We start from the raw sequence: 22,495 nt of genomic DNA, 5'->3' as shown, positions 1-22,495 counted from the left end.
AAAACTATGGTTATGAAACGCTTGCTTAAGATGGTCTTTAAGTCGTTCAAGTCTTCCTTACCCGAAGCCAAAACTTCGGAAAAGAAATTAGATAACCTCAAGATATCTAAATCCTTTGAGCCTATCTATTCAGAGCGCGCAGACCAAATCTACCGCCGCCTGCATCCACATGACTTGCCTTTGCTTCATCAAGAAGCAGAACTTGATGGCAAACGAAGCCTAGCGTGGATCCTATGGGCATTTAAAGCCGCAGATGATGCTGCATATTATGATGGCATCAGTGTGCATGACGTCAGCGCGTTAGTCTTTCAAGCGGCCGAAGTAGAGCTATACCCAATTAACGTCTCGAGAATGGTACACAGCCATAACCATTATATTAAGCAAGTATCGCAAGATAAAAAAACCAAACGCTACCTACTAACCGAAGACGGCCTAAAGGCTGTACAAAAACTAAAAAAATAAGCTAAAAATCGGGAGAGGGCTTTTCCCTGTTCCCAAACCATTTTGCCCACCTCCGAGCAACCCCAGCAATTTTCTCAGCCCGGTCTCTAGCATTCACCGTAATGCGAGCCGCAACAAAGTCACATCGATTGGGATTGATAAAATGAGTCAGATTCACGCCTGTGAACCAGCCATACATCATTCCATGAACGATAACGCGCGCCGAAACGTCTTCCCTAAGCATCAGATCCGGATTCGTCATTAAATCAACGCCAAGAAATCTAGTATATTTCTCGTAGTTCGCCTTATGCGTCAGCTGAGGGTAACCACGCCCGTACCAAGGCGCGTACTTCTTTCTCTCACCACCAATTTCCTTCATCGAAGTGAAATTGGCGGTTTCATGTTCTGCGGTAGCAAGGATATAGGCAAGATGCATTGGGTTATTAAAGTTCTGCAGTTTGAACTGCTCTGTGATGAAAACTTGAGCGCGTTCTCTCGGGCTAGCAAGACAGTAATCCTCTTCAGCAGAGAGGCATGAGCTAATTAGGAAACTTAAAGCGAAAGAATTAAAAAGTTTCATAGAAATACTCATAAAATCTTCAACCTGCGTTTGCAAATGTGGCTCGGGAGAGGGGTTATGCAACCTTTTGTAGGGCGGCTAGGACTTCGTTTAGGGGTAGGCCTAAGACGTTCGCAAGACTGCCGTTGATGTTGTTCACGAACGGGCCGCTGGCGCCTTGTAGGGTGCATGCGCCGGCTTTGCCTGCCCATTGGCCTGTTTGCAGATAGTTATCTACTTCGTAATCGCACAAATCTCGGAATGTAATTGTTGTTTGCGCCAGATTATTGACTAGTCGGTTTTGGTAGGAGAGGGCGTACCCCGTCAGTACCAAGTGCTCCTTGCCAGACAGCTGCAAAATCATGTCACGTGCGTGATGGATGTCATGCGGCTTGCCCAGGATAACACCCTCAACAACCACGACCGTATCGGCAGCCATGATGGGCAGGTCCGTGAGGTGAGCCACTGCTTGGGCCTTTTCAACCGCAAGCCGCAACACCAAATTTTCAGGCGTTTCATCTGGACGCTGAGACTCGTCAATATTGGGGTCCAATAAAGTTAATTCAAAACCAAGGCTTTGTAAAAGTTCACGTCGTCTAGGGGAGCTCGATGCGAGAGCGATTTTAGAGGGATATTTGTTAAGATTGATTGACATTGTAAAAGGTGCTTAGCACGTTCTTCGCTGCTTTCAATAAACGTTAGCCTGTAAGTATTGTCGATAAGGGATTTGAGTGAACTAAACGGCGTTTGCTCAAAAGGCGCCAATACATAAATTTGCTTGAGGGGCTTTGCCGATCCAGTGAAATTATCGGCAATAGGAATCGCGAACTTATCTTGCCTTTGAAAGACAGGCTCTAGACCTGAGCAGTCATACCCAAGCATTTGCGCAGAGTCGCGCCATAGCTTAATTTGCGGATAACCCGGCAATACTTGGTGTTCAGGCGTAATGACGCATAAATCATCGCTCAGAATTGAGTAACCTTGCCTTAAAAAGCCACCTGCGAGGGTCGATTTGCCTGCTCCCGAGGGGCCGATGAATATGACGCATTGATTGCCTGCTGTGATGGCATTGCCGTGCAACACTAAGTTGCCACGCCTTTGCAGCAAAATGCCTAAGCATGAGCCTAAAATAAACGGAATTATATCTTTATGCGATGCAGCTGGCATTGGTTCGAATATGATTTCCTCAATCCCAGCAACCAGGAACTTGCCAATGGTAGGAATGGCGAAAGTCGGGTTATCAATTGGGCCTTGCCTGATGCAAATGTCGGGCGCGTCAAACGCTGAGGATGGTAAGGGAGGCAGCGTAATTTCGCTGGAAATCTTTAGACCAAACGCGGTGTATTGATTCAAACAAACTTCTCGATCAAATCGGCCGCTTGTCGAACATGTTCAGCGTTTGCGCCTTCAACGCTCAGCATCACACGATGGTCAGAGCCAGGTTTTTGAGGATAACTGCCAATCTCAACATCTGAAAACTGCTGTTGAACCTGTTCAAGTTCAGCTGCAATATCGCCTTCTAAACGGTCAGTATAAATCAGCGCTCGTTCAAAACTTTGATAGGTGAAGCGGTGTCTAATGCCTTCCAGCATTTGGGTAAATAATTCAGGGATGCCTGCCAAAACATAAACTGGCCTCAAATAAACTGTAGGCACCCATAAGCCGTCATTGAAAAAAACTTCGGCGTTCTCCGGAAGCAGCGCCATTCGCTTTCTTGCCTCATTGGGCTCTTTGCCGTGAAACTCTCTGTAGCGACGAACGGTTTCAGCATGCAAGGCGAGATTTTGACCAAAAGCTTTCGCAACGCCATCGTAGGTGATGTCATCATGGGTGGGCCCGATACCGCCTGAAGTAAAAACCAAATCGTAAGTCGCGCTATGCTTTCTGACAGTCTCCACGATGGTTTCAGTATGATCAGGGATGGTCTCGACACATTTTAAGGCAACGCCGCACTCAAAGAGCACCCGCGCAAGGGTTTGAGTGTTGGCGTCTTGAACTTTGCCATTTAAGATCTCATTGCCAATGATAATCGCGGAAGCCCTAGGCATTGTTGGCGCGCTCGCGGAGCTCTTTACCGGGCACAAAGAAGGGCACCCATTTTTCTGGCACCGTTACTTTGACGCCCGTCTTAGGGTTATGTGCGTTTCTGGAACGGCGTTTTTTAGCGGAAAAAGATCCGAAACCTCGTATTTCAATACGGTGATGCTGGCATAAAGCTTCACTCATGGTGTCAAAAATAGTTTTGACCACGGTTTCTATGTCTTCTCCGGAGATGCCTTTTGATTCATCTCCTAATCGTTCGATCAATTCACTCTTCAGCATCTTTAAAACCTACAACAGGTATTTGGCTTTTAGCAAACGCCAAGCTAAGAAGGCGAACATGCTTGATACGTTATCTAAAGGTTTTCGAAATGCCAGAAATTTTCTAAATGGGCAAGCTGTCCTGACAGAAAGTAATATCAACACGGCGCTAAGTGAAGTTCGAGATTCTCTTTTGGAAGCAGACGTCAATATTGATGTCATCGAACAATTTTTGGCTGCGGTGAAAGAGAAGTCTCTAGGCAAAGAAGTCACCACCGCTTTTCAAAAGCGCAAAGTCAGCCCCGCTCAGCATTTTATTAAAATTTGCCAAGATGAACTGGTAAATTTGATGGGCCCCGAAAGCACCAGCGTGGAGCTGTCCAAACCTATTGGCAGCATCATGATGGTTGGTCTTCAAGGTGCAGGAAAAACAACTACCACTGCCAAGTTGGCTGCCTATTTTAAAAAGAAATCGCGCAAACCGTTGTTGGTGGCTGCAGACATTTATCGGCCCGCCGCTGTCAGACAGCTTGAGATTTTGGGCGCCGAGATGAGTGTGCCAGTGTATGCCGATGCCGCGCTGGCGCCCCCGCAATTATGCGCAAACGCCTTTGCAAGGGCGCGTGAGCTGGGCTGCGATCTGGTCATATTCGATACCGCAGGTCGCTTGGCCATAGATGACACGTTGATGCGTGAGCTTGAATCTATTAAAAATCTGGCGAAGCCGGATCAGATCTTGCTGGTTGTCGATGCCATGATTGGTCAAGATTCGGTGACCACGGCATTTGAATTTAACCGCCGCCTGGAAATTGACGGCTTTATTCTCACCAAGTTGGACGGTGATGCACGCGGCGGCGCGGCCTTGTCCATTAAGGCCATCACCAAAAAGCCGATTAAGTTTTTAGGAACCGGCGAAAAGGCCGCTAATTTAGAAGAGTTCAGACCTGAAGGCTTGGCCAGTCGGATCCTAGGCATGGGCGATATCGCGTCTTTGGTGCAGGATTTTGAAGAGCATGTAGATAAAGTCCAAGCTGAAAAAGATGCCGAACGCATGCTCAAAGGCCAATTTTCACTGCAAGATTTTCTAAATCAAATCCGAATGCTGCGCAAAATGGGACCATTGGCCGGCCTAATGGAAAAGCTGCCTGGGATGGGTCAAATGGGCGCTCAAATTAAAGCGGCCGATGGGGAAGGGCAGATGCGCAAGATTGAATCCATGATTCTGTCCATGACCCCTCGAGAACGCAAGCAACCGGAAGTCATTGCTAAGTTTAAATCCCGCCGAAAGCGGATTGCACTTGGATCCGGGCGAACCGAAGTAGAGGTAGACGCGCTTTTGAAACAGTTTCAGATGATGAAAGATATGATGGGCAATTTAGGCAAAATGCCAGGCTTGAATCCTGCGATGGGTATGCGTAGTATGGCACCAAGCCCAGGTTTTTCGATGCCAAAACCATCACCAGACCGAAAGGATAAAAGAAGGAGAGAAAAGCTAGCCCGTAAGAAAAATAAAAAACGGTAACTTTAATGAGATAATGAACCTGAAAAAGAATAGATTTCCGTCGACTGCGTCCATGCTCTTGGTGCTTGCATCAATTGCGGCATTGATATTTGCTTGGTCCTCACCACTTTTAAGCACGCCAACCGGAGAAGCGGCTCTTTTCTTAGGCATCTTTTTAGCGCCTCTTTGCTACATTGCTGGCATTTGCCGCGGTGCATTAAGAAGCAATAAAGGTTTCGTTAATGACGTTTACCGTGAAGGTACCTGGGTGTTTTTTGCGGTCCTTGGTTATTTCTTGACGATTTTAATTCATTCTTGGAGCTTTCAAAGTTGCAGCCCGTCATCAGGCATTTTGCCTTTTGTCGCCATTTTAGTGCCGCAGCTTTGTTTGAGTTTGGTTACGGGCGTTTGGCTCGGACGACTGGTCGGCAGACTCCATTTTGCGGTTGTTTTAGGACTGGCTATTTGGGCCCTCTATACCGGCTTTCATCTAGCCCTCTGGTGGTCAAATCCATCGATGCGCTTTTACGACCCGTATTGGTTTTTGCTTGCTGGAGATTTGCTCAAGGGCCAGGAACTTCCTCCTACGTTGGTCGCTTATCGCATGAGCGCGCTGCTTTATGCGGCGGCTTTGTTTGTTTTGGGAATGCCTTGGAAAAAACATGCAACGCAGTTTTGGCTGGTTTTCTTTTTAGGTGCTTCGGCCTTGGTGGTGCAAGTTAAGAGCTCTGCTTTAATCTCGCCTTCATTGCGTGAGCGTAAAAAGGATTATCCCGATGTCTTGGTGCGCGGACCAATTACGCTGCATACCCGCTTGGCCTCTGTAGGCGAAGATCATGCGCAGGGCATTTTGCAGGAAGCAAGCTTTTGGCTCGAGCGATTAAAGCAGCGAACAGGCATCGAAACGCACCGCTCGATAGATATCTGGTTATATGATTCGATGGATTCTTTGGCGCATCACACGGGCGCAAAGCATGTGCACTTTACACTGCCTGCGCACCGGCAGATTCATATTACGCATTCGCAAATACCTCACCCAACTTTAGGCCACGAAATCGCCCATGTATTGATCGGAGAGATTGGCGGCACACTCTGGGGCCTGCCTGGCGTTTTTGGCGTCTTGCCGAACTTAGGCTTGTCCGAAGGGTTAGCGACTTATTTGACGCCTGAGTTAAGCCTTCAAAATGACCTGGATCTGAAAGAACAAGCTGCAGCACTGTATCGCTTGGGCTTTGAAAAGCATCCTGAAAATCTGTTGGAAACTGATTTATGGTCGTTCTGGTCCCAATCATCTTCCAGAGCTTATGTCGCTTCGGCTGCTTTGTTAGGCTCGACGATTGATAAGCAGTGCCATACCCAAGTTTGTCGAGCAAAAGCGGTGCGCAGGTTAGCAGAGGCGGGGCAAGTTAACTTGAGAGACTCCTTTTTAAATGCCTACCGCCTCGAGCTCCAAAATTTGCCTCTACCACCTGATGCGTTGCCGTCCGTTGCTAACGATTTTTCGGAAAAATCTGTTTTACTCGCTACCTGCGAAAAGGGCTCCACAGTTCAGGCAGTTCCCCAAAATCCTACGGCAGCTTTGAAGACCGATGAACTGCCCATCTATCGTCAGCGCGAGTTGGCCATTAAAAGTGCACTTGTCAATGATGCGCCTTACGCTAAAGCAAGTCTTGAACTTCTTAATGCAAAGCCTGAGGACGTCCTAACGGCAGGTGCCGCCTATGGTAAATTAGGCTATTTTCTTGGCAAGGCAAACGATAACGATTTGTCGAAAGACAGTGCATTGTACCTACTCTCCCGATTTCAAATCTTAGCTGGAAACTTCGATACCGGTCTTTTGTTGATGCCAACCAACTTAGAAGGATGGGTCGGACAGGAATCTAAAAGGCTCTATGCTTTGGCTAAATCTCAAGTTGGTCAGTCGGAGCAAGCAGTGGCAGATTTTGATGACCTTCGAAATAAAGCAAGCAGGCCGGCGGATAAAATTCGCTTTTCGGATATGGCCGAGCGGGCAAGAGCAATTAGTCTGGGAGAACGCTTTTTATTGGGAGTTTGGCCAAAACACTAAGAGTCTCATGTTAGACTCTTAATTCGATGCAAACTTCTTTGGCTTTAAAGCAAAAAATTAGAGACGCTTTTGAGCGAGTCGAAGAAGAACAAACAATTCTATTTTTCATGCTCAGCGACTGGGTTTATATTTTATTAATTCCAGAGAGCTATCATTATTCGGAGCATGAAACCAAACAGATTGCCAAAGAAATTCAGCAAAATATTCTGCCAGGAAAGCATCCGAGCAATCGGTTTCAAATCCTAACCTGGCAGGAAATTATTCACCAGAACCAACATCTGCATCCGGCTTATTCGGGGTGGCGTGCAACGCATAGCACGCAAGTTATTTTCTTTGCCAAAGAAGATTCCTTAGGACCTGCCTCCGAAAGCCTTTGGCTTGGTCAAGAAATTGAGACCACTGTCAAAAGCCATAAAGCAAAAGTAAACCAACGGCTCAAACTGCTGCAGTCTTTGAAAAACATTTTACCAACCGGGATTTCCTGGGAGCCTGCACTCGAATCTGCACTCTTTTCGCGCCGAATGATTTCCGAATGGTCCGAGCCTTTAAGAGAAGTCGATTGGCAGTATTTAGGCAAACCCGTTCAAATTTCGCTGCGCTCATTAGGATTTCAAAAAGCCTGGCCTGGCGCGTTAATTCAGCAGCATCGCAAATCCGTTTGGGCAGTAGAATGCGCTTTTGAAGATTCTCTACGGCCCATCGTTGGGGATTCTGCTCAACTGTTCGAACACTATTGGCGCGAATCTAAACGCCAAATGGGCGTTCGGAAATTTGACTGCGTCGTCTATCTGCACGAAGACAGGGACTTATTCGCTGCCGTCTTGGTTGGCGATCAAATCGCTAGTATTGCAGCGTTTCCGGAACTCGTGGTAGGCGCGATTAAGCCATTTAGGCCGGACATTGACCAAGTGCGAGTTGTGAGCTTCTGCGAAGATTCGATTTTGATTGTGGACCCCAAGACACCCGAAAGTTTAATCAAAGATCTTAAGCATAAAGCAGATATTCTCGTACACGACCAATCTGCCGATGGTGTCGATGCTTTAGAATATGATGCACTCCTAGAATTGCCCGAACACCCGTGCGGCAACTTTGCCTGGCGGGATATCCCAGGCCCATATTTCGATCTAGTTGAAGCAGCCGGCGAAGCCAAATCGGCGCTACCACCTGGCCGCTCCGAGTATTTGCGCGGCCTGTCCTACGAGCTCATCCAAAATTGGCCTAAGGCTGTCGAAATGTTCCGTGTGGCGTATCGCTATAACTTTGGTGACGGCGATATTAACCATGCTCTAGGCAGAGCGCTCATCGAAACCGGCCAGTTCGAAGAAGCCATCTCTTTTTTGGAAAAAGCGATGCGGCTCTTGCCCGACGACCCAGACATCGCCAACGGACTGGGTATCGCCCACCTGGAATGCGGTCATCAAGATGTCGCCATCATCGCTCTAGAAAAAGCCGTGGCTCTGTCGCCAGATGACGCACAGTTTCTATCGAATCTCGGCCGTTGTTATTTCTCAAGCAAGCGCTTTAAAGAAGCGGAGTCCGTCCTGCAAAAAGCGCTCACTTTCTCACCTAATTTCTCCGAAGCGCACGCGACTTTAGCTCAGATACGCTGGCGACTCGGCGATTTACCAACCGCCAGGAAGCATGCTCGGAAAGCCTTCGCCGCTAACCCGGGGAGTCAATATACTCAAGATCTTCTCTGGGCATTGACCGTTGACGAACGCTAACAAAAGCACCCAAAAGCGCCACTAGGCCCCCAAGTACCCCAAATAGCCCAGGCTTTTCACCCAAAGCCAACCAACCAATCAGCGCAGTGATTAACGGCATGGTGAACAAGTAACTATTGGCATGTATCAACGGCACTTTAGACAACCCATGACTCCAAAGCCACTGCGCTAAAAAAGCTGGCACGATCCCTAAATAGATACACGCAATAATTGTAAAATAAGAAGCCGTGTGAATCTCGTGCACAAGGTCCAACGTATAAGGCGTAAGTGCCAACAACGTTAACCACATCGCAAAACTCACCAGCTCCAGTGCCGTCCAGTTCTTCAGCAGCACCTTTTGGGAAACCGACTGAATTGCCCCACAAACCACAGCCAGGACAACCAAGAAAATGGCCCAGTTATATTCGAAGTCTGTGATATTTTCAAAAGCGATAAGCAGTAGACCTAGACAGCTCAGTAAGATTCCCAAAAACATACCTGTGGAAGGTTTTTCTTTAAGCCAAGTGATAGCCATTAAACTCGAGAGAACCGGCGTCAACGAGACCACCAGACTAGCAATCCCTGCAGTTATTTGTAGTTCACTTTGATTGAGCAGAACGCTGTAACAGCCCATGCCAATTGGCCCGATTAAAACCAACAAACCCAACTCCCGCAGCCCGATGCGAGATTTGTTCTTAACCCGCAAATAAGGCGGCACCAGGCAAATACCCGCAACCAAAAAGCGAAATAGAGCAAGGGCGCCCGGAGAAAAATCCGTCAACGCAACTCTGATGCCCACAAAGGCCGTTGCCCAGAGAAAAATTGCAGACAGTAGAAAGAATCGAGGTGCCATCTTATGTTAATAATTACTCATGGATCCGTATTTTGGCGCGCTTTTACTTTCTAACATACTCAGTTTAGGTGGAAGCTACGTCATGAAATGCGCGAGCTTAAAAGGGCAGAGCTTCTTTTCCCCCATGGTCTTTAGCAGCATCAGCCTGCTTGGTGTATCCTATATCGTTTATTACTGGTGTCTGCAAAAAATCCCCTTAAGCTTCGCTCAACCATTTTCAGCAGCCTTCGTCATCGGCGGTATCACCTTTGTCAGCTGGTATTTTCTAGCGGAAAAAATTAGTCTGTTCGGCCTGGCCGGCCTTTTCCTAATATTAATCGGCATCATCTTGATTAACATTTAACTTATATACTAAAATATCTCATGGGTTGGAAAGGCATCATCTTAGCAGGCGGGCAGGGAACCAGGCTGCATCCACTCACCCAGGTGATCTCAAAACATTTGTTGCCTGTTTACGACAAACCCATGATTTACTATCCGCTGTCAGTCTTAATGCTGGCGGATATCCGAGATATTCTGATTATCTCAACGGAACGTGATTTGCCCTCGTACCAACAGTTATTAGGCTCAGGGGCTCACGTAGGCCTAAATATCACCTACGCAACGCAAGACCGCCCCGAAGGCATTGCTCAAGCCTTCTTAATCGGCGCCGAGTTTATTGGCCAAGACAGCGTGAGTTTGATCCTAGGCGACAATATATTCTTCGGCCAAGGCATATCCGACCATCTTAAACGCGCCAGAAACCGGACCAAAGGCGCCACCGTCTTTGCCTATCAAGTCAACAATCCCACCGCGTTCGGCGTCGTGCAGCTGGATAAAGCCGGCAAAGCGATTTCTATAGAAGAAAAGCCTGCACAACCCAAATCCGATTTGGCTGTGACAGGCTTGTATTTTTACGACTCACAAGTGGTTCAAATAGCGCGCAGCCTAAAAGCCTCACCCAGAGGCGAACTGGAAATCAGCGATCTAAACCGCGTCTATCTACAACAAAACGAACTCTATGTAGAAATGCTAGGCAGAGGCTTCGCTTGGCTGGATTCTGGCACGCATGACAGCCTGTTGGATGCCAGCAACTTCGTAGCAACTTTAGAGCGCAGACAAGCATTCAAGATGGCCTGCCTGGAAGAAATCGCCTGGCGAAGAGGCTGGCTGACGGATGAAGACATTCTCAAACGCGCCGAAGAGTTAGGCCCTAAAAACGAATACGCCAACTATTTGACAAAATTATTGCTGATTTAACCGGCGATTTAAGGTTAGTTTAAAGCTTATGTTGCAGCTTGATAAAAATGGCGTGTGGGTGGGAAAGGAAGATCTTAGCATTTCATATCCGGATAGTAGCAATGACGAATGTCTGAAAATAGAGGACCTAAGCTTTTGGTTTCGGCATCGAAATGAGGTCATTTCAAGCGTGATTAGGCAATTTCCCTTTGAAAATGGTTTTGCCGACATTGGTGGCGGAAATGGCTACCAACTCCAACAGATAGCCAGGTCCTTCCCAGAGCGAGATTCATTTTTAATCGAGCCAGGATATCAGGGCTGCCTCAATGCCCGGAGCCGGGGCATTTCAAATGTGTATAATATGTTTTTTCAGAACTTTGATTTTTCTGCGAACCGAGTTGGTGGCATCGGATTGTTTGATGTGATCGAGCATGTTGACGATGACGTCCAATTCATGACTCAGTTAAGAAACCACATTCCCCGTGGCGCATATGTTTACTTCACAGTGCCTGCTTATCAATTCCTTTGGTCTGATGTTGACTCGGCGGCTGGCCATTTCAGGCGCCACACGACTAAGACCATGAAGAAGTTAGCAAAACAAGCTGGATTTAATTGGCTTTGGTCCAGCTACTTTTTTTCTTATGCTATTTTGCCACTATTTCTTTTGAGATCTATGCCCTACCATTTTGGTAGAAGACGCCCTGTTATTGAGGTCACTCGGTCCGAGTCAGAAAATCATCAGGCAGGTTTAATTGCGCAGAGAGTGCTCAACGGTATCAATGCCGCAGAATTATTATTTATCAACCGAGGCCTCAAAATTCCTGTAGGAAGCAGTTTGATTGGTGTACTGCAAAGCTAGAATTAAGCTGCAGTTTGCTGTTAAGGCACAAGGACCGAATTGTATTGCTCTACATACCAGTGGATGGTTTCTTTTAGGCTTTGCTCGAACTCGTGCTTGCGTTTAAACCCTAGTTCACGCTGAGCTTTGGAATCATCAATGGCATAACGTCTATCATGCCCCCGGCGGTCGGCAATGAACTCAATGCGGCTCTTATCGACGCCCATGGTATCACAGACAAACTCCGCAATTTGTAGGCTGGTTCGTTCAGCATCGCCGCCGAAGCAATAGTTTTGGCCAGGAGCGCCTTTTTCCAAAGCCAACATAATCCCATCGCAATGGTCTTCTACATGAATCCAATCTCGCACATGCGTGCCATCGCCATAGACAGGTAGATTCTTACCTTCCAGGGCGCAGCGTACCAAATGCGGTATAAGCTTTTCGGAGTCCTGCCTTGGGCCGTAGTTATTGGAGCAATGCGTGGTGATAACTGGCAGGCCATAGGTGTGGAACCACGCGTTCGCGAGCATATCGCCTGCGGCTTTCGAGGCGGAGTAGGGCGAGTTTGGCCTTTCGGGGGTTTCTTCGTTAAATTTACCAGTTGGGCCCAGTTCGCCGTAGACTTCGTCGGTAGATATTTGGATGAAGCGGAAGTTGGGATTGCTTTGGAAATGAGTAAGAGCAGCTTCTAAGAGGGTATAGGTACCGATGATGTTGGTTTGGATGAACTGAGCGGAGTTTTCAATGGAGCGATCTACATGGGATTCGGCAGCGAAATTAATGAGGGCATCTATATTGTTGGTGGTCAAAAGCCTTGTCACCAGCTCGCCATTGCAAATATTGCCGATTACTAACTCTGCTTGGGTGGACGCGAGAACTGCCTCCAGATTTTCGAGTTTGCCAGCATAGGTAAGGCTATCTAGTATGATAACGCGATAGCCGGCAGCGATAGCCACTTCCACAAAAAAGCTGCCGATAAAACCAGCTGCGCCTGAGACCAGAAGGACGGAGCTCATTTTTCTGTCATATCCATAGTCGAAATTTCCAGACTCATATGAAATATTAATGGTTGGTTTGATTTCTCTGCTGTCTTTCCGTGCCTCGTGTCGTCGAGCTCGCCCGCCGAGAAATTAACTTGCATAAGAAAACTCTCGCTATGTTTTTGCCAAATAATCATCGGAACTACTGCTAAGTCCTCTCTCTTAATGCCGATTTTTAAATGATATTTATTGTCACCAATTAACATGATATTCTCGGTCATTCCTACCGCGGTCGTTGCAGATACTCCGAATGAGACAGGTCGACGTTGGTTGAAATCTGGCCCGTCTAGATAAAATTTCTCCAAGGCTGGCCCACCATTATGGGTGGCGTACCACAGGCTACCAGCATCGAAAGCATCTGGAAGAAGTGTTATATGTCCGAGCCGAAGCAAGCCATGCGGATATGAGGTCCAATTAAGTCTACATATTAGATCTACACGATTTGTCGCGTTGTAAATTCGATATTCCTTTTCCATGGGACCTAAAGGCATTCGGAGCTGAGTATGAACCCTCTTGAAACCTTCTGTTTCGCTTAGATTTGCAACACAGGGGATCAAATCGTTGTTGAGCAAATGCCCGGGTTGTTGAAAAACAACATGTCCACTGTGAAATTCACTTCCGATCCGAATATCTTCAAAATAGCCTAGAGGTATTCTACCCAAAATAGCCTTATTTGGTTCGTTGTTGAGCCACAGCCTCTGAATGTCTAATCCATGTTTTGTATTCAATTCGATACCCATTGAATTGGTTTCTATGCGGATCAAAGTGTTGTTATTGGTTGTAGGCATTGGGTTTAATCCACCTACTTTCAAAACTGGCTAGCCGTTGAAGATAAGATTGCCAACGACGCTCCGTAATATGGGTTCGAAAATCGCTGGCATAAAGATAACAAAGTTCCTCCCAGTGTGGCTCCTCGGTTAATTTGGAGTCGTCCAACGCTCGAGCCAAGGCTAAGCACCTGCTATTTATATGTATATTATCTCGTCCCGAGACTGCCCATCTTAAAACGTTATAGTGTTCCTGCTTTTTTGTTGGTATCGGCATTGCTGCCGTCGTCAATTTTAGTGCTGTTTCTGGCTTCGCATTACAGTTCGTCAGTAATTTGTGAGGTAAAACACATTTAAGCTGCGAGTTATGAAGATAGCTCGATAGCAGTTTTCCAATAGCTATCCATTCAGATGGCCCTGTGTGTATGGGCTCATTGACGAAACGACCCGGGCGAAAATCAAAAATCTCAACATCATTGCAGTAAATGCTTATTGCGGCTGGCTTTGCTTGAAGATAACGATTGAGCCATTCGTCGTATAAGTCTTGAGAGTCTAAACCATGTACAAAACGTTGGAATTTCTGAAAAGCGATCGATTGATCCCAAAGGACTGGCAATAGACGACCGCTGGCACTCACTGCGATCTGGGGCGCATGACGCCACAAAGGGTTAAGTCCTGGATTGGCAAGCTGGATATTATCCCAGTCCATAATAAAGCCTTGATAACCTGCATCAATATAGTGATCTATCATTGAATTACTAAAGCATTGCTCATTCACAAGGACTAACTTCGGTACTTGATTTAAGATATTTCTATACGTCGTGTTGCCCAAACGATAATTGGCTCGATTGACTGCGTTAGGGACCAAAGGACCTATGATTTGAAATTGACCGGCTGCAATAAATTCCACCAAGCCCCGCTCCATCAAATTCTTAAGTGCAGCTATCCAGGCCGGATCTAGTCGTCCAATTTCTGACAGCGTATATCCTGCCATGGAAATGCCGGAAGGAAATCCTGTTTCTTCTATTACCCTTAATAGCGGCCAATAGCATTTCTGGATTACTTCAAGCCGCCGCTCTTCCTCAATGGAAGAGAACATTAAATTTAAATAGAAAATGGCCCAAGCTTGAGTTGCGCTAGTTTCCATGGCGATAGATTTTTTTGATATGATATAATGGCCTATTCTTCACCTCAAAAAATATTTTTGAAGTGTAAATCCCTATAATACCGATCGAAGAGATGGTGATACCGCCAATGACGCATATTGCAGCCATCAGAGAAGTCCATCCCAGTAAAGGTCGTCCGCTGATTAACTTTTGAGATATAATAAATGCAGAATAACCAACGGATATGGCAGAGAAAAATATGCCTGAGTAGAAAATATAGAGTGAGGGCTTTGAGCTGAAAGAAAACAACGCAGTCAGTGCTAGGTCTACTCGCTTCTTTAGTGAATAGGATGAAACTTTGTTGGAGGTCCGGGACACCAAAATGTTCACTTGTTTGAAACCAACATCATGCAGTAGTCCTCCTAAATACAATTCATACTCGGGATATTGGAGTAGCGCGTCAAGGTAGCTTCGATTCATCAATCTTGTTGCCAGTTCTTTATTGTCTAATTTTAAATCGACCAGCTTGTTGTAGATGAAGTAAAAAGCGTTGCTCAGCAAACCTTTAAAAAATGAGTTCCCTTTTGACTCGACGGTTGCGACAATAACGTCTGCAGAAGCATCATGCTCAAACGAATTCCAAAAATCGATTAATGACTCTGGTGCGACCTCCAAATCACAGTCGATCATAAAAATTTTGTCACCACTGCTTTCATGCAGACCTGCCATGATAGCTTTATGATGCCCAAAGTTTCTAGATAGATCTAATACGACTAAATTAGATAGTGTTTTCTGTGCCTTTAGGGCTAAACTTAAACTTCGATCCGGAGAACCGTCGTTGACTAGAATTATCTCATAGCTATCGCCGACAAGAGATTGGGCAGCTAGTTCACATCGCTCACAAAACTCAGCTACATAGGACTCCGATTTGTAAAGCGTTGAAACAATGGATAACTTCATTACTCTCATTCACCTTTTGAAGAACAATTTCCCATCCGCTTGGTTGAGCGAATTTTTGTCGCAAAAAAGACGCGCTTCAAGTTCTTTTCCAACGATTCCTCTCGCAATTTGCTTGCGTGACTTAATTTCCGATATGCTGTTATGGTCATATTCCACCTGCTAAATGGAGTAATTAGACGAAGAATCCAGCCTCAAGTCTTTCTTTGGCATTTGCGATCGCATGCTGTCTTGAGTTGCCTGCGCCAATCGAAAACATTCGGCCCATACAGTCTTTAGAATCGGACGGAATCTTTGTTAATACCGCTGCATGGAGTGCTGGGTATTTAAAAGTGAAATACTTATAGTATAAATCTAGAGTTAACTCTCTACCCAGCGCCATTTCGATTGCTCCGCCAATGAAATCGGCGCCTCTTAGTAGGGAGCTACCGCCCGAATCCCAACCGCCAGATAAACGCAAAGTTACTTCTAGGATAACCGGCCCTTGTTTCGTTAACATGGTGTCGCATTTCATAATGTGCCCACCTTTCTGCAGGTGAAGACCGAGGGCGACCCCGGCAGAATAGACCATTTCGCGTACGGCATCTAAGGTTTGGTTTGGGTGTAAGGCAGGGTTCAAATGTCCGACTTCAATTCCCCAAGATAGGTCAGCTGATTGATAGATGGCAAGATCATCGTATGAAAATATATCTTTTCTGAAGATTCTATCGACCCAATTAAGCCAATACATCTTTCCATTATACCAAAGGGTTTCCAGGGACTGTTCAGCAATTTCGGTCTCAATTGGCTCTAGTAGGGTTTCTATAATGATCGATCCCGTGCTCCCATTGGATTTTGCGTCGTTAAAAGCTTTTTCACTAACATCTGTTGCAACGCGCAGTGCTGAGAAACCTCTGCTCGCGGAACTGTCAGTAGCCTTAAAACAAACTGGAAGCTTTATCTCTTGGACAATTTGTTTCGCCTCTTCAAACGTTTGAGCTAATCGAATATCAGGTTGAGGGATTCCGGCTTGCTTTAAAACTGCACGAGTAAGGTGCTTTTGTCTGCAAATGTGGGCAATTGCCGGATCGACACCTGAAAGGCCTAATTTTTGCGCTAATAACGCAGGACCTTCGCATGCGTCGGAGCTAGCCGTTATGACAGCTCGAACATCATATGCTTCGGCTATCGATTCGGAAGCATCTAAGTTACCCTTTAAATCATGGGTATCAAGTTTGACTATCTTGTCGGCAACCGACCCACAAAATGGGAATTCGGATGGGTCTGTTAAAATCAGCTGATAGCCACGTTGCTTAACTTTTTCAGCCAGGGGCTTTTGCATAGGCCCTCCGGCAAAAACCCAAATTGCTTTTGGTTTCGAGCTCATAGTGGCCACCGATTGATCGTATATGCGGGGTCGAAGTCTAGAACGCTCCCTGAAATGGACTTGCAACCACCTTCGGCCAGCCAAAGAATATACTTTGCAACTGAAGAGGGCTCAATTAACTGTTTGGTGGGAGTAAGCTGACGGGCTGCAGCAAGTAAGGCAGGATTGGCGCTGGTGCTCTTCATCAGGCTATTCATATGCCCAAGTCGTAGGCAATGGGTGCTAATATTATAGGATCCCCATTCGACCGCTAAAACTCTGGTCATAGCTTCTAAGCCAGCTTTCGCCGTGGCGTATGCTAGACGATTGGGGTAGGGGTGGGTAACCATAATAGAGGAAATGGTGACAAAGCTGGACGATGGAGCCTGTTTCAGGCTGGGAAAGGCCGCTTTGGCAAACAGGAAAGCGCCTTTGAGGTTAACATCATGCACTTTATCCCAGTCTTCGTCCGATAGTATTTCCGCTTTAGAGATATGATTAATTCCCGCAAGATAAAGAGCAAAATCTATCTTAGGAGGCAAGTTAAGATAGGACTCTTTTTGCGTTGCATCTGGCCGCTCTGCTCCCAACCAGGTGGGATCAATTGCGTATCCTGCTTCTCGCAATATTTGGCATACAGCTTTCCCAATATTTCCCGTAGCCCCAACAACGACCGCGGTTTTTGTCATACGGTAACTTTTTCCCATTCTTTCTTTTTTGCGAGATAGGCCCAAACGTAAGATACCTTTACTCCTGGTTCGCCGACTACGGGGTGATACCCCATTGGAATGGTACTGAATGTTTGATTTTCAACGGGCCATATTGCGTCTACAGAGGTGCCATCTGCCCAAACACCTTTGCCTACTTGAATAGCCTTTTCTGTTGCGCCAGAAAGTACGTAAAAGAAAACTTCCTCGAAATCAGGCTCTAGATTATGCTCAAACCCATGGGGAAGACTGGACCACGTTCCTATACCTGTATGCGTGGTTAATCCTAGGCGAAGTTGCATGCTTGGCAGAGACGAAGGCAATAGAAAGTGCAGAACCTGTCGCTGACAATTGCCTGAGCCGACGGTTATTTCCGTAGCGTCAGAGGCAGAAATTGCCTTTTTTTCGCCTGTCACCAGGTTGGTATAAATAACTTCTTTAATTATACCCGAATCAGACAGGTAAACCTTAGCTTGTTCAGCGGGGGTTTTAAACTCAAGCAAGGAATTTTGACCTGTTGCTTGGAGATTAGGTAGAGGGATTTTTTTGCAGTAAGAATACATGTTCTGTTATCTCATTTTGTTCCGCGGTGGTTAAACCAACGTAAATTGGAAGTCGTATTAACGTCTTTTGATAGCGTGTCGCGTTAGGCAATTCCCTGCCATCATGCTTGTCAGCATAAAAAGGACTGTCATGTAGGGTGATATAGTGGGATAAAGCTTGAATTCCAGCCGCCGCAAAATCTTCGAGCACGTTTTCGCGGCTGCTTTCTATGTAATATAAATGCCCATTTGCTGAGGCTCCGTATCTGACAGGAAAGCTAGCGAGGGCATTCTGGTACCGATGCCATATTTCCTTACGCTGAGTTTGAATGGAATCTAATTCTTGCAACTGAGCATAAAGGCAGGCCGCTGTGAGATCTGAGGGAAGAAATGAGGAGCCGAGAGTTTGCCAGTTGTATTTATTCACCTGTCCTCGATAGAATTGAGAACGATTAGTGCCTTTCTCCCAGACGATTTCCGCCGTTTCATGCATTTTTGCGTTATTAATCACCAGCATGCCTCCCTCACCGCAACCAATATTTTTGGTTTCATGAAAAGAGAAGGTTGCTAAATCTCCAAATGAGCCTAAGGGTTTTCCATTCCAATATGAGTCAATGGCGTGTGCTGCATCTTCAATTAGAAAAAGCTTGTGTTGGCGAACAATATCGCAAATTCGATCTAAATCGCAAGCTACACCGCCGTAATGCACGACAACTACCGCTTTAGTCTTGGGAGTAATTAACGCTTCGATTTCGTCTGCGGATATTGATGGCGTTTCCCGCTCGGAATCGGCAAAGCGAATTACTGCCCCTCTTAACGCAAACGCATTGGCCGTCGATACAAATGTATAGGTAGGCATGATGACTTCATCGCCCGGCCGAATATCACATAAGAGAGCAGACATTTCTAATGCGTCCGTACATGAGCTCGTTAATAGTACTTTTGAAAATCCGTAACGTTCTTGGAAAAATGAGTGGCATTTCTTGGTAAATGGCCCATTACCAACGATTGACCCTGAGCGCAGAGCTTGCCCAATATAATCAGCCGTCATTGGGGCTATATAGGGCTTATTGAACTCTATCTTTGCCATAGTTGGAAACGATTGTAGAAAAAATCGATTTGTTTGAATCCGTTTTCGGTCAAAACAGTGTAGAAAGGTTTACCTAGTCGTTCAACCTTATCTTTTTCCCTGAAGAAATATTCAAAATTTTGGGTGTCTACCAGGATATGGTGACTCTTACCTATGAGCGCAATCTGTTCGGCTCCCGAAAAGTTGGCAAGAAATGCGAAAGAGTCGTCAGGTTGTTTTAACCTCGCCAAATACATATATTCAGGGGCGGCATAAACCAAGGACTCCGTGTCCGCGGGCCATTTGCTATTAATTTTATGAGCTAATTCATATTGAGCTAGTCTGCTTTGCTCTGCAAATGAAAACTGGCTAAGGGCTATTGTTTGAAAGCTGACCCAACCGATGTATAAAACAAGACATGCTCTAGCAATTCGATGGCGGCCCACTAAGCCAGCAAAAACGATTATTTGAAATATGATGATAAATGATATTATTAAACCGAAGTAATGTTGAAATGGCCGGACTAAAGTGGACAGGCCTAAAGATAGACTGAATAACAAAAATAGTACGTTGGTTTTGGTCCATGAGAACAAAACCAAAAAAAAGAAAGGTGCGATAGATAGTAGTAAGCCAATTTGGCGGCTAAATTTTAAGACCATAGAGCGGTGGTTAATAGAAATGTTTGGGTTATTTGCGTATCCATTCATTGCGAGTTGCTGAAAGAGATTTGCGACCGAAACTCCTTGTACGACGCAGTAGTATATTAGAAAGGCTGTCAGGGGCAAAACAAAGCCGACAGTAAACAAAGCTGCTTTCGTTAGCCGCTCCTTGGGACTGTTAGAAAAATACAGAAGATAAAAGCCGACTGCCGGGAGCGCTAAAATGCCGTACTGCTTGGATAGGGCGCTTAGGCTAAACGAAACACCCGCTAGAACAATAAACAGAACTCTTCGCTGGCTTTGCAACATTAGCCAGGTTCCGAGCAGAGTAAAGAATGCGACGAACGGTTCTAGAAATATGAAGAAGCCTTCGTACCTACCTAAAGCTAATGTCGTCCATAAACCGGCAAATATACAAAGTATATGGCTGATTCGGAAATGGCGTAGAGTTAGGTAGACTAGGAGGCCTTGTGCAAGCAGAAAGAGTAGGACTGTTCCTAAATATACGTTGTAATCAGGCCAAGCTTTCGGAGTGACCTCTCTTATCCATGCGAGAATGTGGAACGCTAAAGGTGCATATCCGTTTCTATAATCTTTGAATAGGATGTGCCCCTCACGTATTTTTTCGACAAGCGATAGAAATGTTCCAGCATCATTGTTGACTGGAGCATAAAATAAGGCGTTCCAATATAGTTTTACAACCGTGCCTAATAGGTAACCATTCACGAGCCACAGGCAGAATCTGCCAAAATTTTCTAGCCGTTCCTGAGAGTGTTTATTAGATGGCAACATTTCGTTTGCGAAGGAATAATGCAGCGAAGGCAAAGAGAAGACCTAAAACGGTCACCCAAGCGGCAATTTTAAAGGATATGGGGTCATAGATTAGTTCTATTTGATGTTTGCCTATAGGACTGGAAATGGCCCTAAACATTAAGTCTGCTGGAAAAATTTGAGTTTCCCTGCCATCTAGATATGTTTTCCACCCTGGATAGAAAGTATCCGAAATCACCAGGAAACCCTTTTGTTTAAAATTTACACTTATCTTCAGTAGATCGGGACTCACATCCTCGGATGCTACAATCTGGTTTGATATGCCAGGGGTAGGAGTTGGGAGAGTATCAGTCCAAATTTCAGGTAGCTCAATAACAGTGGTTTGAGCCCATAAATCAGCATTTTTTAAGCCGTTAAGCTTGTTAATCGCATCATTCTGGCCGAATGCCCTCTCCACATTTTGGCTAACGCGAATCCGCTGCAATGTTAACTGGTTTTCAAATAGCGCCACATTACTATCATTCCAAAGCTGGACCAAACCATCGTCATGGGTATTTTCGTAACCGTTTAACAGAACTCCGCTTTGTGGATATTTTCTTGTGACATTGATAACTTTACTTACAGCTGCCTTGCTTAAAAGTGGGATTTGTAGTGCGCCAGGGTATTGAAATGTATTATGATCCCAGGGGCCAATCAGATCCAGATATTTTGTATATCTACTTATGGGTAGTGGCGAGCAACTTCTGAAGTCCCTCTGCTCAAATAAAATGCTTGCATTGGGCATAAGAAAAGTGAAACTAGGCGCGATAAATCGATATTGGTCGGAGGATGATAATATCGACCCTCGAGCAGAGCACTTTTCACTATAACATTCTGTCAGGGCAACAGACTGCGGATGAAAGATGGTCGTTACTCTAAGAATCAGAATTTCCAAGAATGCGAGTGCTATAAAAGAGTTAATTAGTCGAGGGTATGTCTTGCATCGTAAGAGCAGTATAAGTATCACTGGTACCGCTAGCAGACTTAGGAATGCGGTAGGAGGTAACTTCACCCAGTTTGCGCCAAAATTAGCGCCAGCGGTCACGACGAACCCAGCGAGAATCAAAAGTGCAGGCGCCGTATATTGAGAGGAGAGTCTCCTGTTTTCATCCAGTCGGTTAAGAGCAACCGCTGCAAAAGCACATAAAGGAAGGGTAATCAGCGGATAGCCATACCAAGGTAAAATGGTTTTGATAATTGGAATACTGTGTATCCAAGAGGTTCCGATTGGAACTAATGTTAACGCGATTCCTATCAGCAGTACAAAAACTAGAGGGACTAGCTTTCGCTCCATTTTTAAAAAGCTCGACAGAGCCAAGAAAAGCACCGTTAAACCAATAGAAGCACCTTGAGCCGTAGGCCAAAATCCAGCTGGCAGCATATCTCTAGTCGCTGCAAGTATGCTAGGTGTAAATAGCGCCAAAGGCAGCATATATCTGGCTGCAAATAGTCTAAATTCCCAGGCTTTTTCCCCCGCAGCGCCAGATTTATATGAAATACCGTTTTGGATTAGCTCTAATAAGGGTAGGGTAGCAACCGCGCTAATCATTAACCCCAAAATCACCGCTAAAATTGACCATCCGACGATTGGTAAATAGCTCTTACGATTTGGTAAAACAACAACGCTGCCAATCCAATATAAAGCAAAAGCGATAAACGCCAATGTAGTTAATACGGGATGGCCACCCAGTGCTGTTATGCCAATGATGAACGCCGCTACGGCCGCTGTTTTTGAGCTCGGTTCATTTACAAGGCGATGAGCGCTCCACAACGCCCAGGGCATCATGAAGATGGCGCCAGTGTTATTAAAGGCTAGTTGAGCAAATAAAGAGCCTGAGCCCTCCCAAAACATGCCGCCAGCTAGAGACCATCTCTCCTTTAGACCAAGAGCACGTAGTAAAAACAGCATGCCCAAGGCTGATAGGACTAACCTTGCAATTAAACTGATATGATACGTGGTTCTGGAAGGAGCGGCGTAGTAGATCCACTTGGTAGGGAAGAAAGGGCTTCC

Annotated in this window: 23 protein-coding genes; 7 read left to right on the top strand and 16 right to left on the bottom strand. The window is 45.8% G+C overall.

Going from position 1 to position 22,495, the window contains the following annotated elements; genetic code table 11:
* Positions 1-6: 6 nt before the first annotated feature.
* Complete coding sequence (locus V4534_02240) at positions 7-462, top strand: hypothetical protein (protein MES2503677.1); 456 nt, start codon at positions 7-9, stop codon at positions 460-462.
* Position 463: 1 nt separating this feature from the next.
* Here the strand turns inward: V4534_02240 and V4534_02235 are convergent, their stop codons facing one another.
* From V4534_02235 to V4534_02215, 5 genes are read right to left on the bottom strand one after another with little or no spacing between them, the layout of a single operon-like run.
* Positions 464-1,021: a glycoside hydrolase family 19 protein gene (locus V4534_02235; protein MES2503676.1), complete on the bottom strand. Its 558-nt coding sequence runs from the start codon at positions 1,019-1,021 to the stop codon at positions 464-466.
* 55 nt (positions 1,022-1,076) lie between these two features.
* Positions 1,077-1,655 (bottom strand): Maf family protein, encoded by a 579-nt coding sequence (locus V4534_02230; protein MES2503675.1) that lies wholly within the window; start codon positions 1,653-1,655, stop codon positions 1,077-1,079.
* Complete coding sequence (locus tag V4534_02225; protein MES2503674.1) at positions 1,559-2,353, bottom strand: hypothetical protein; 795 nt, start codon at positions 2,351-2,353, stop codon at positions 1,559-1,561. The genes V4534_02230 and V4534_02225 overlap by 97 nt, the downstream gene beginning before the upstream one ends.
* Positions 2,350-3,048 carry a molybdopterin-binding protein gene (locus V4534_02220; protein ID MES2503673.1) on the bottom strand — a complete coding sequence of 233 codons (699 nt, stop codon included), beginning with the start codon at positions 3,046-3,048 and terminating at the stop codon, positions 2,350-2,352. Before V4534_02220 ends, V4534_02225 begins: the two co-directional genes overlap by 4 nt.
* Positions 3,041-3,322: an integration host factor subunit beta gene (locus tag V4534_02215; protein ID MES2503672.1), complete on the bottom strand. Its 282-nt coding sequence runs from the start codon at positions 3,320-3,322 to the stop codon at positions 3,041-3,043. The genes V4534_02220 and V4534_02215 overlap by 8 nt, the downstream gene beginning before the upstream one ends.
* Positions 3,323-3,380: 58 nt before the next feature.
* Here V4534_02215 and ffh point away from each other — a divergent pair, with 58 nt between their 5' ends.
* From ffh to V4534_02200, 3 genes are read left to right on the top strand one after another with little or no spacing between them, the layout of a single operon-like run.
* Positions 3,381-4,823, top strand: coding sequence for a signal recognition particle protein (gene ffh, locus V4534_02210; GenBank protein ID MES2503671.1), 1,443 nt, complete (start codon positions 3,381-3,383; stop codon positions 4,821-4,823).
* 13 nt (positions 4,824-4,836) lie between these two features.
* Positions 4,837-6,870 (top strand): hypothetical protein, encoded by a 2,034-nt coding sequence (locus tag V4534_02205; GenBank protein ID MES2503670.1) that lies wholly within the window; start codon positions 4,837-4,839, stop codon positions 6,868-6,870.
* A 26-nt stretch (positions 6,871-6,896) separates the two neighbouring features.
* Positions 6,897-8,594 carry a tetratricopeptide repeat protein gene (locus V4534_02200; GenBank protein MES2503669.1) on the top strand — a complete coding sequence of 566 codons (1,698 nt, stop codon included), beginning with the start codon at positions 6,897-6,899 and terminating at the stop codon, positions 8,592-8,594.
* Here V4534_02200 and V4534_02195 read toward each other — a convergent pair.
* Positions 8,533-9,426 (bottom strand): EamA family transporter, encoded by an 894-nt coding sequence (locus V4534_02195; protein ID MES2503668.1) that lies wholly within the window; start codon positions 9,424-9,426, stop codon positions 8,533-8,535. The two genes, V4534_02200 and V4534_02195, sit on opposite strands and share 62 nt — an antisense overlap.
* Positions 9,427-9,445: 19 nt before the next feature.
* On the opposite strand from V4534_02195, the gene V4534_02190 reads away from it, so the two are divergent.
* The 3 genes from V4534_02190 to V4534_02180 are packed head-to-tail and all read left to right on the top strand — an operon-like array spanning position 9,446 to position 11,503.
* Positions 9,446-9,769: an EamA family transporter gene (locus V4534_02190; GenBank protein MES2503667.1), complete on the top strand. Its 324-nt coding sequence runs from the start codon at positions 9,446-9,448 to the stop codon at positions 9,767-9,769.
* A 20-nt stretch (positions 9,770-9,789) separates the two neighbouring features.
* Positions 9,790-10,665, top strand: coding sequence for a glucose-1-phosphate thymidylyltransferase RfbA (rfbA, locus tag V4534_02185; protein ID MES2503666.1), 876 nt, complete (start codon positions 9,790-9,792; stop codon positions 10,663-10,665).
* Positions 10,666-10,693: 28 nt separating this feature from the next.
* Positions 10,694-11,503, top strand: coding sequence for a methyltransferase domain-containing protein (locus V4534_02180; protein ID MES2503665.1), 810 nt, complete (start codon positions 10,694-10,696; stop codon positions 11,501-11,503).
* Positions 11,504-11,523: 20 nt separating this feature from the next.
* Here V4534_02180 and rfbB read toward each other — a convergent pair whose 3' ends face one another.
* From rfbB to V4534_02130, 10 genes are all read right to left on the bottom strand, one after another.
* Positions 11,524-12,498 carry a dTDP-glucose 4,6-dehydratase gene (gene rfbB, locus V4534_02175; protein ID MES2503664.1) on the bottom strand — a complete coding sequence of 325 codons (975 nt, stop codon included), beginning with the start codon at positions 12,496-12,498 and terminating at the stop codon, positions 11,524-11,526.
* Positions 12,495-13,310 (bottom strand): hypothetical protein, encoded by an 816-nt coding sequence (locus V4534_02170; GenBank protein ID MES2503663.1) that lies wholly within the window; start codon positions 13,308-13,310, stop codon positions 12,495-12,497. Before V4534_02170 ends, rfbB begins: the two co-directional genes overlap by 4 nt.
* Positions 13,294-14,436: a glycoside hydrolase family 57 gene (locus tag V4534_02165; protein ID MES2503662.1), complete on the bottom strand. Its 1,143-nt coding sequence runs from the start codon at positions 14,434-14,436 to the stop codon at positions 13,294-13,296. The genes V4534_02170 and V4534_02165 overlap by 17 nt, the downstream gene beginning before the upstream one ends.
* Positions 14,426-15,355, bottom strand: coding sequence for a glycosyltransferase family 2 protein (locus V4534_02160; protein MES2503661.1), 930 nt, complete (start codon positions 15,353-15,355; stop codon positions 14,426-14,428). Before V4534_02160 ends, V4534_02165 begins: the two co-directional genes overlap by 11 nt.
* A gap of 172 nt (positions 15,356-15,527) precedes the next feature.
* Positions 15,528-16,718 (bottom strand): hypothetical protein, encoded by a 1,191-nt coding sequence (locus tag V4534_02155; protein MES2503660.1) that lies wholly within the window; start codon positions 16,716-16,718, stop codon positions 15,528-15,530.
* Positions 16,715-17,386 (bottom strand): SDR family oxidoreductase, encoded by a 672-nt coding sequence (locus V4534_02150; protein ID MES2503659.1) that lies wholly within the window; start codon positions 17,384-17,386, stop codon positions 16,715-16,717. Before V4534_02150 ends, V4534_02155 begins: the two co-directional genes overlap by 4 nt.
* Positions 17,383-17,967, bottom strand: coding sequence for a 5-deoxy-glucuronate isomerase (locus tag V4534_02145; GenBank protein MES2503658.1), 585 nt, complete (start codon positions 17,965-17,967; stop codon positions 17,383-17,385). Before V4534_02145 ends, V4534_02150 begins: the two co-directional genes overlap by 4 nt.
* Positions 17,933-19,036 (bottom strand): dTDP-4-amino-4,6-dideoxygalactose transaminase, encoded by a 1,104-nt coding sequence (gene rffA, locus V4534_02140; GenBank protein MES2503657.1) that lies wholly within the window; start codon positions 19,034-19,036, stop codon positions 17,933-17,935. Before rffA ends, V4534_02145 begins: the two co-directional genes overlap by 35 nt.
* Positions 19,024-20,463: a hypothetical protein gene (locus V4534_02135; GenBank protein ID MES2503656.1), complete on the bottom strand. Its 1,440-nt coding sequence runs from the start codon at positions 20,461-20,463 to the stop codon at positions 19,024-19,026. The genes rffA and V4534_02135 overlap by 13 nt, the downstream gene beginning before the upstream one ends.
* Entirely contained in the window at positions 20,453-22,393 is a 1,941-nt protein-coding gene (locus V4534_02130; protein ID MES2503655.1) for a hypothetical protein, read from the bottom strand. The genes V4534_02135 and V4534_02130 overlap by 11 nt, the downstream gene beginning before the upstream one ends.
* Between the last annotated feature and the right edge of the window lie 102 nt (positions 22,394-22,495).

The sequence above is a fragment of the Myxococcota bacterium genome, from assembly GCA_040387835.1.
Classification (GTDB): Bacteria; Myxococcota; UBA727; order UBA727; family JABDBI01; genus JAZKCZ01.
The sequence above is the reverse complement of the archived record's forward strand: the minus strand, read 5'-3'. Positions and strand labels throughout refer to the sequence as shown.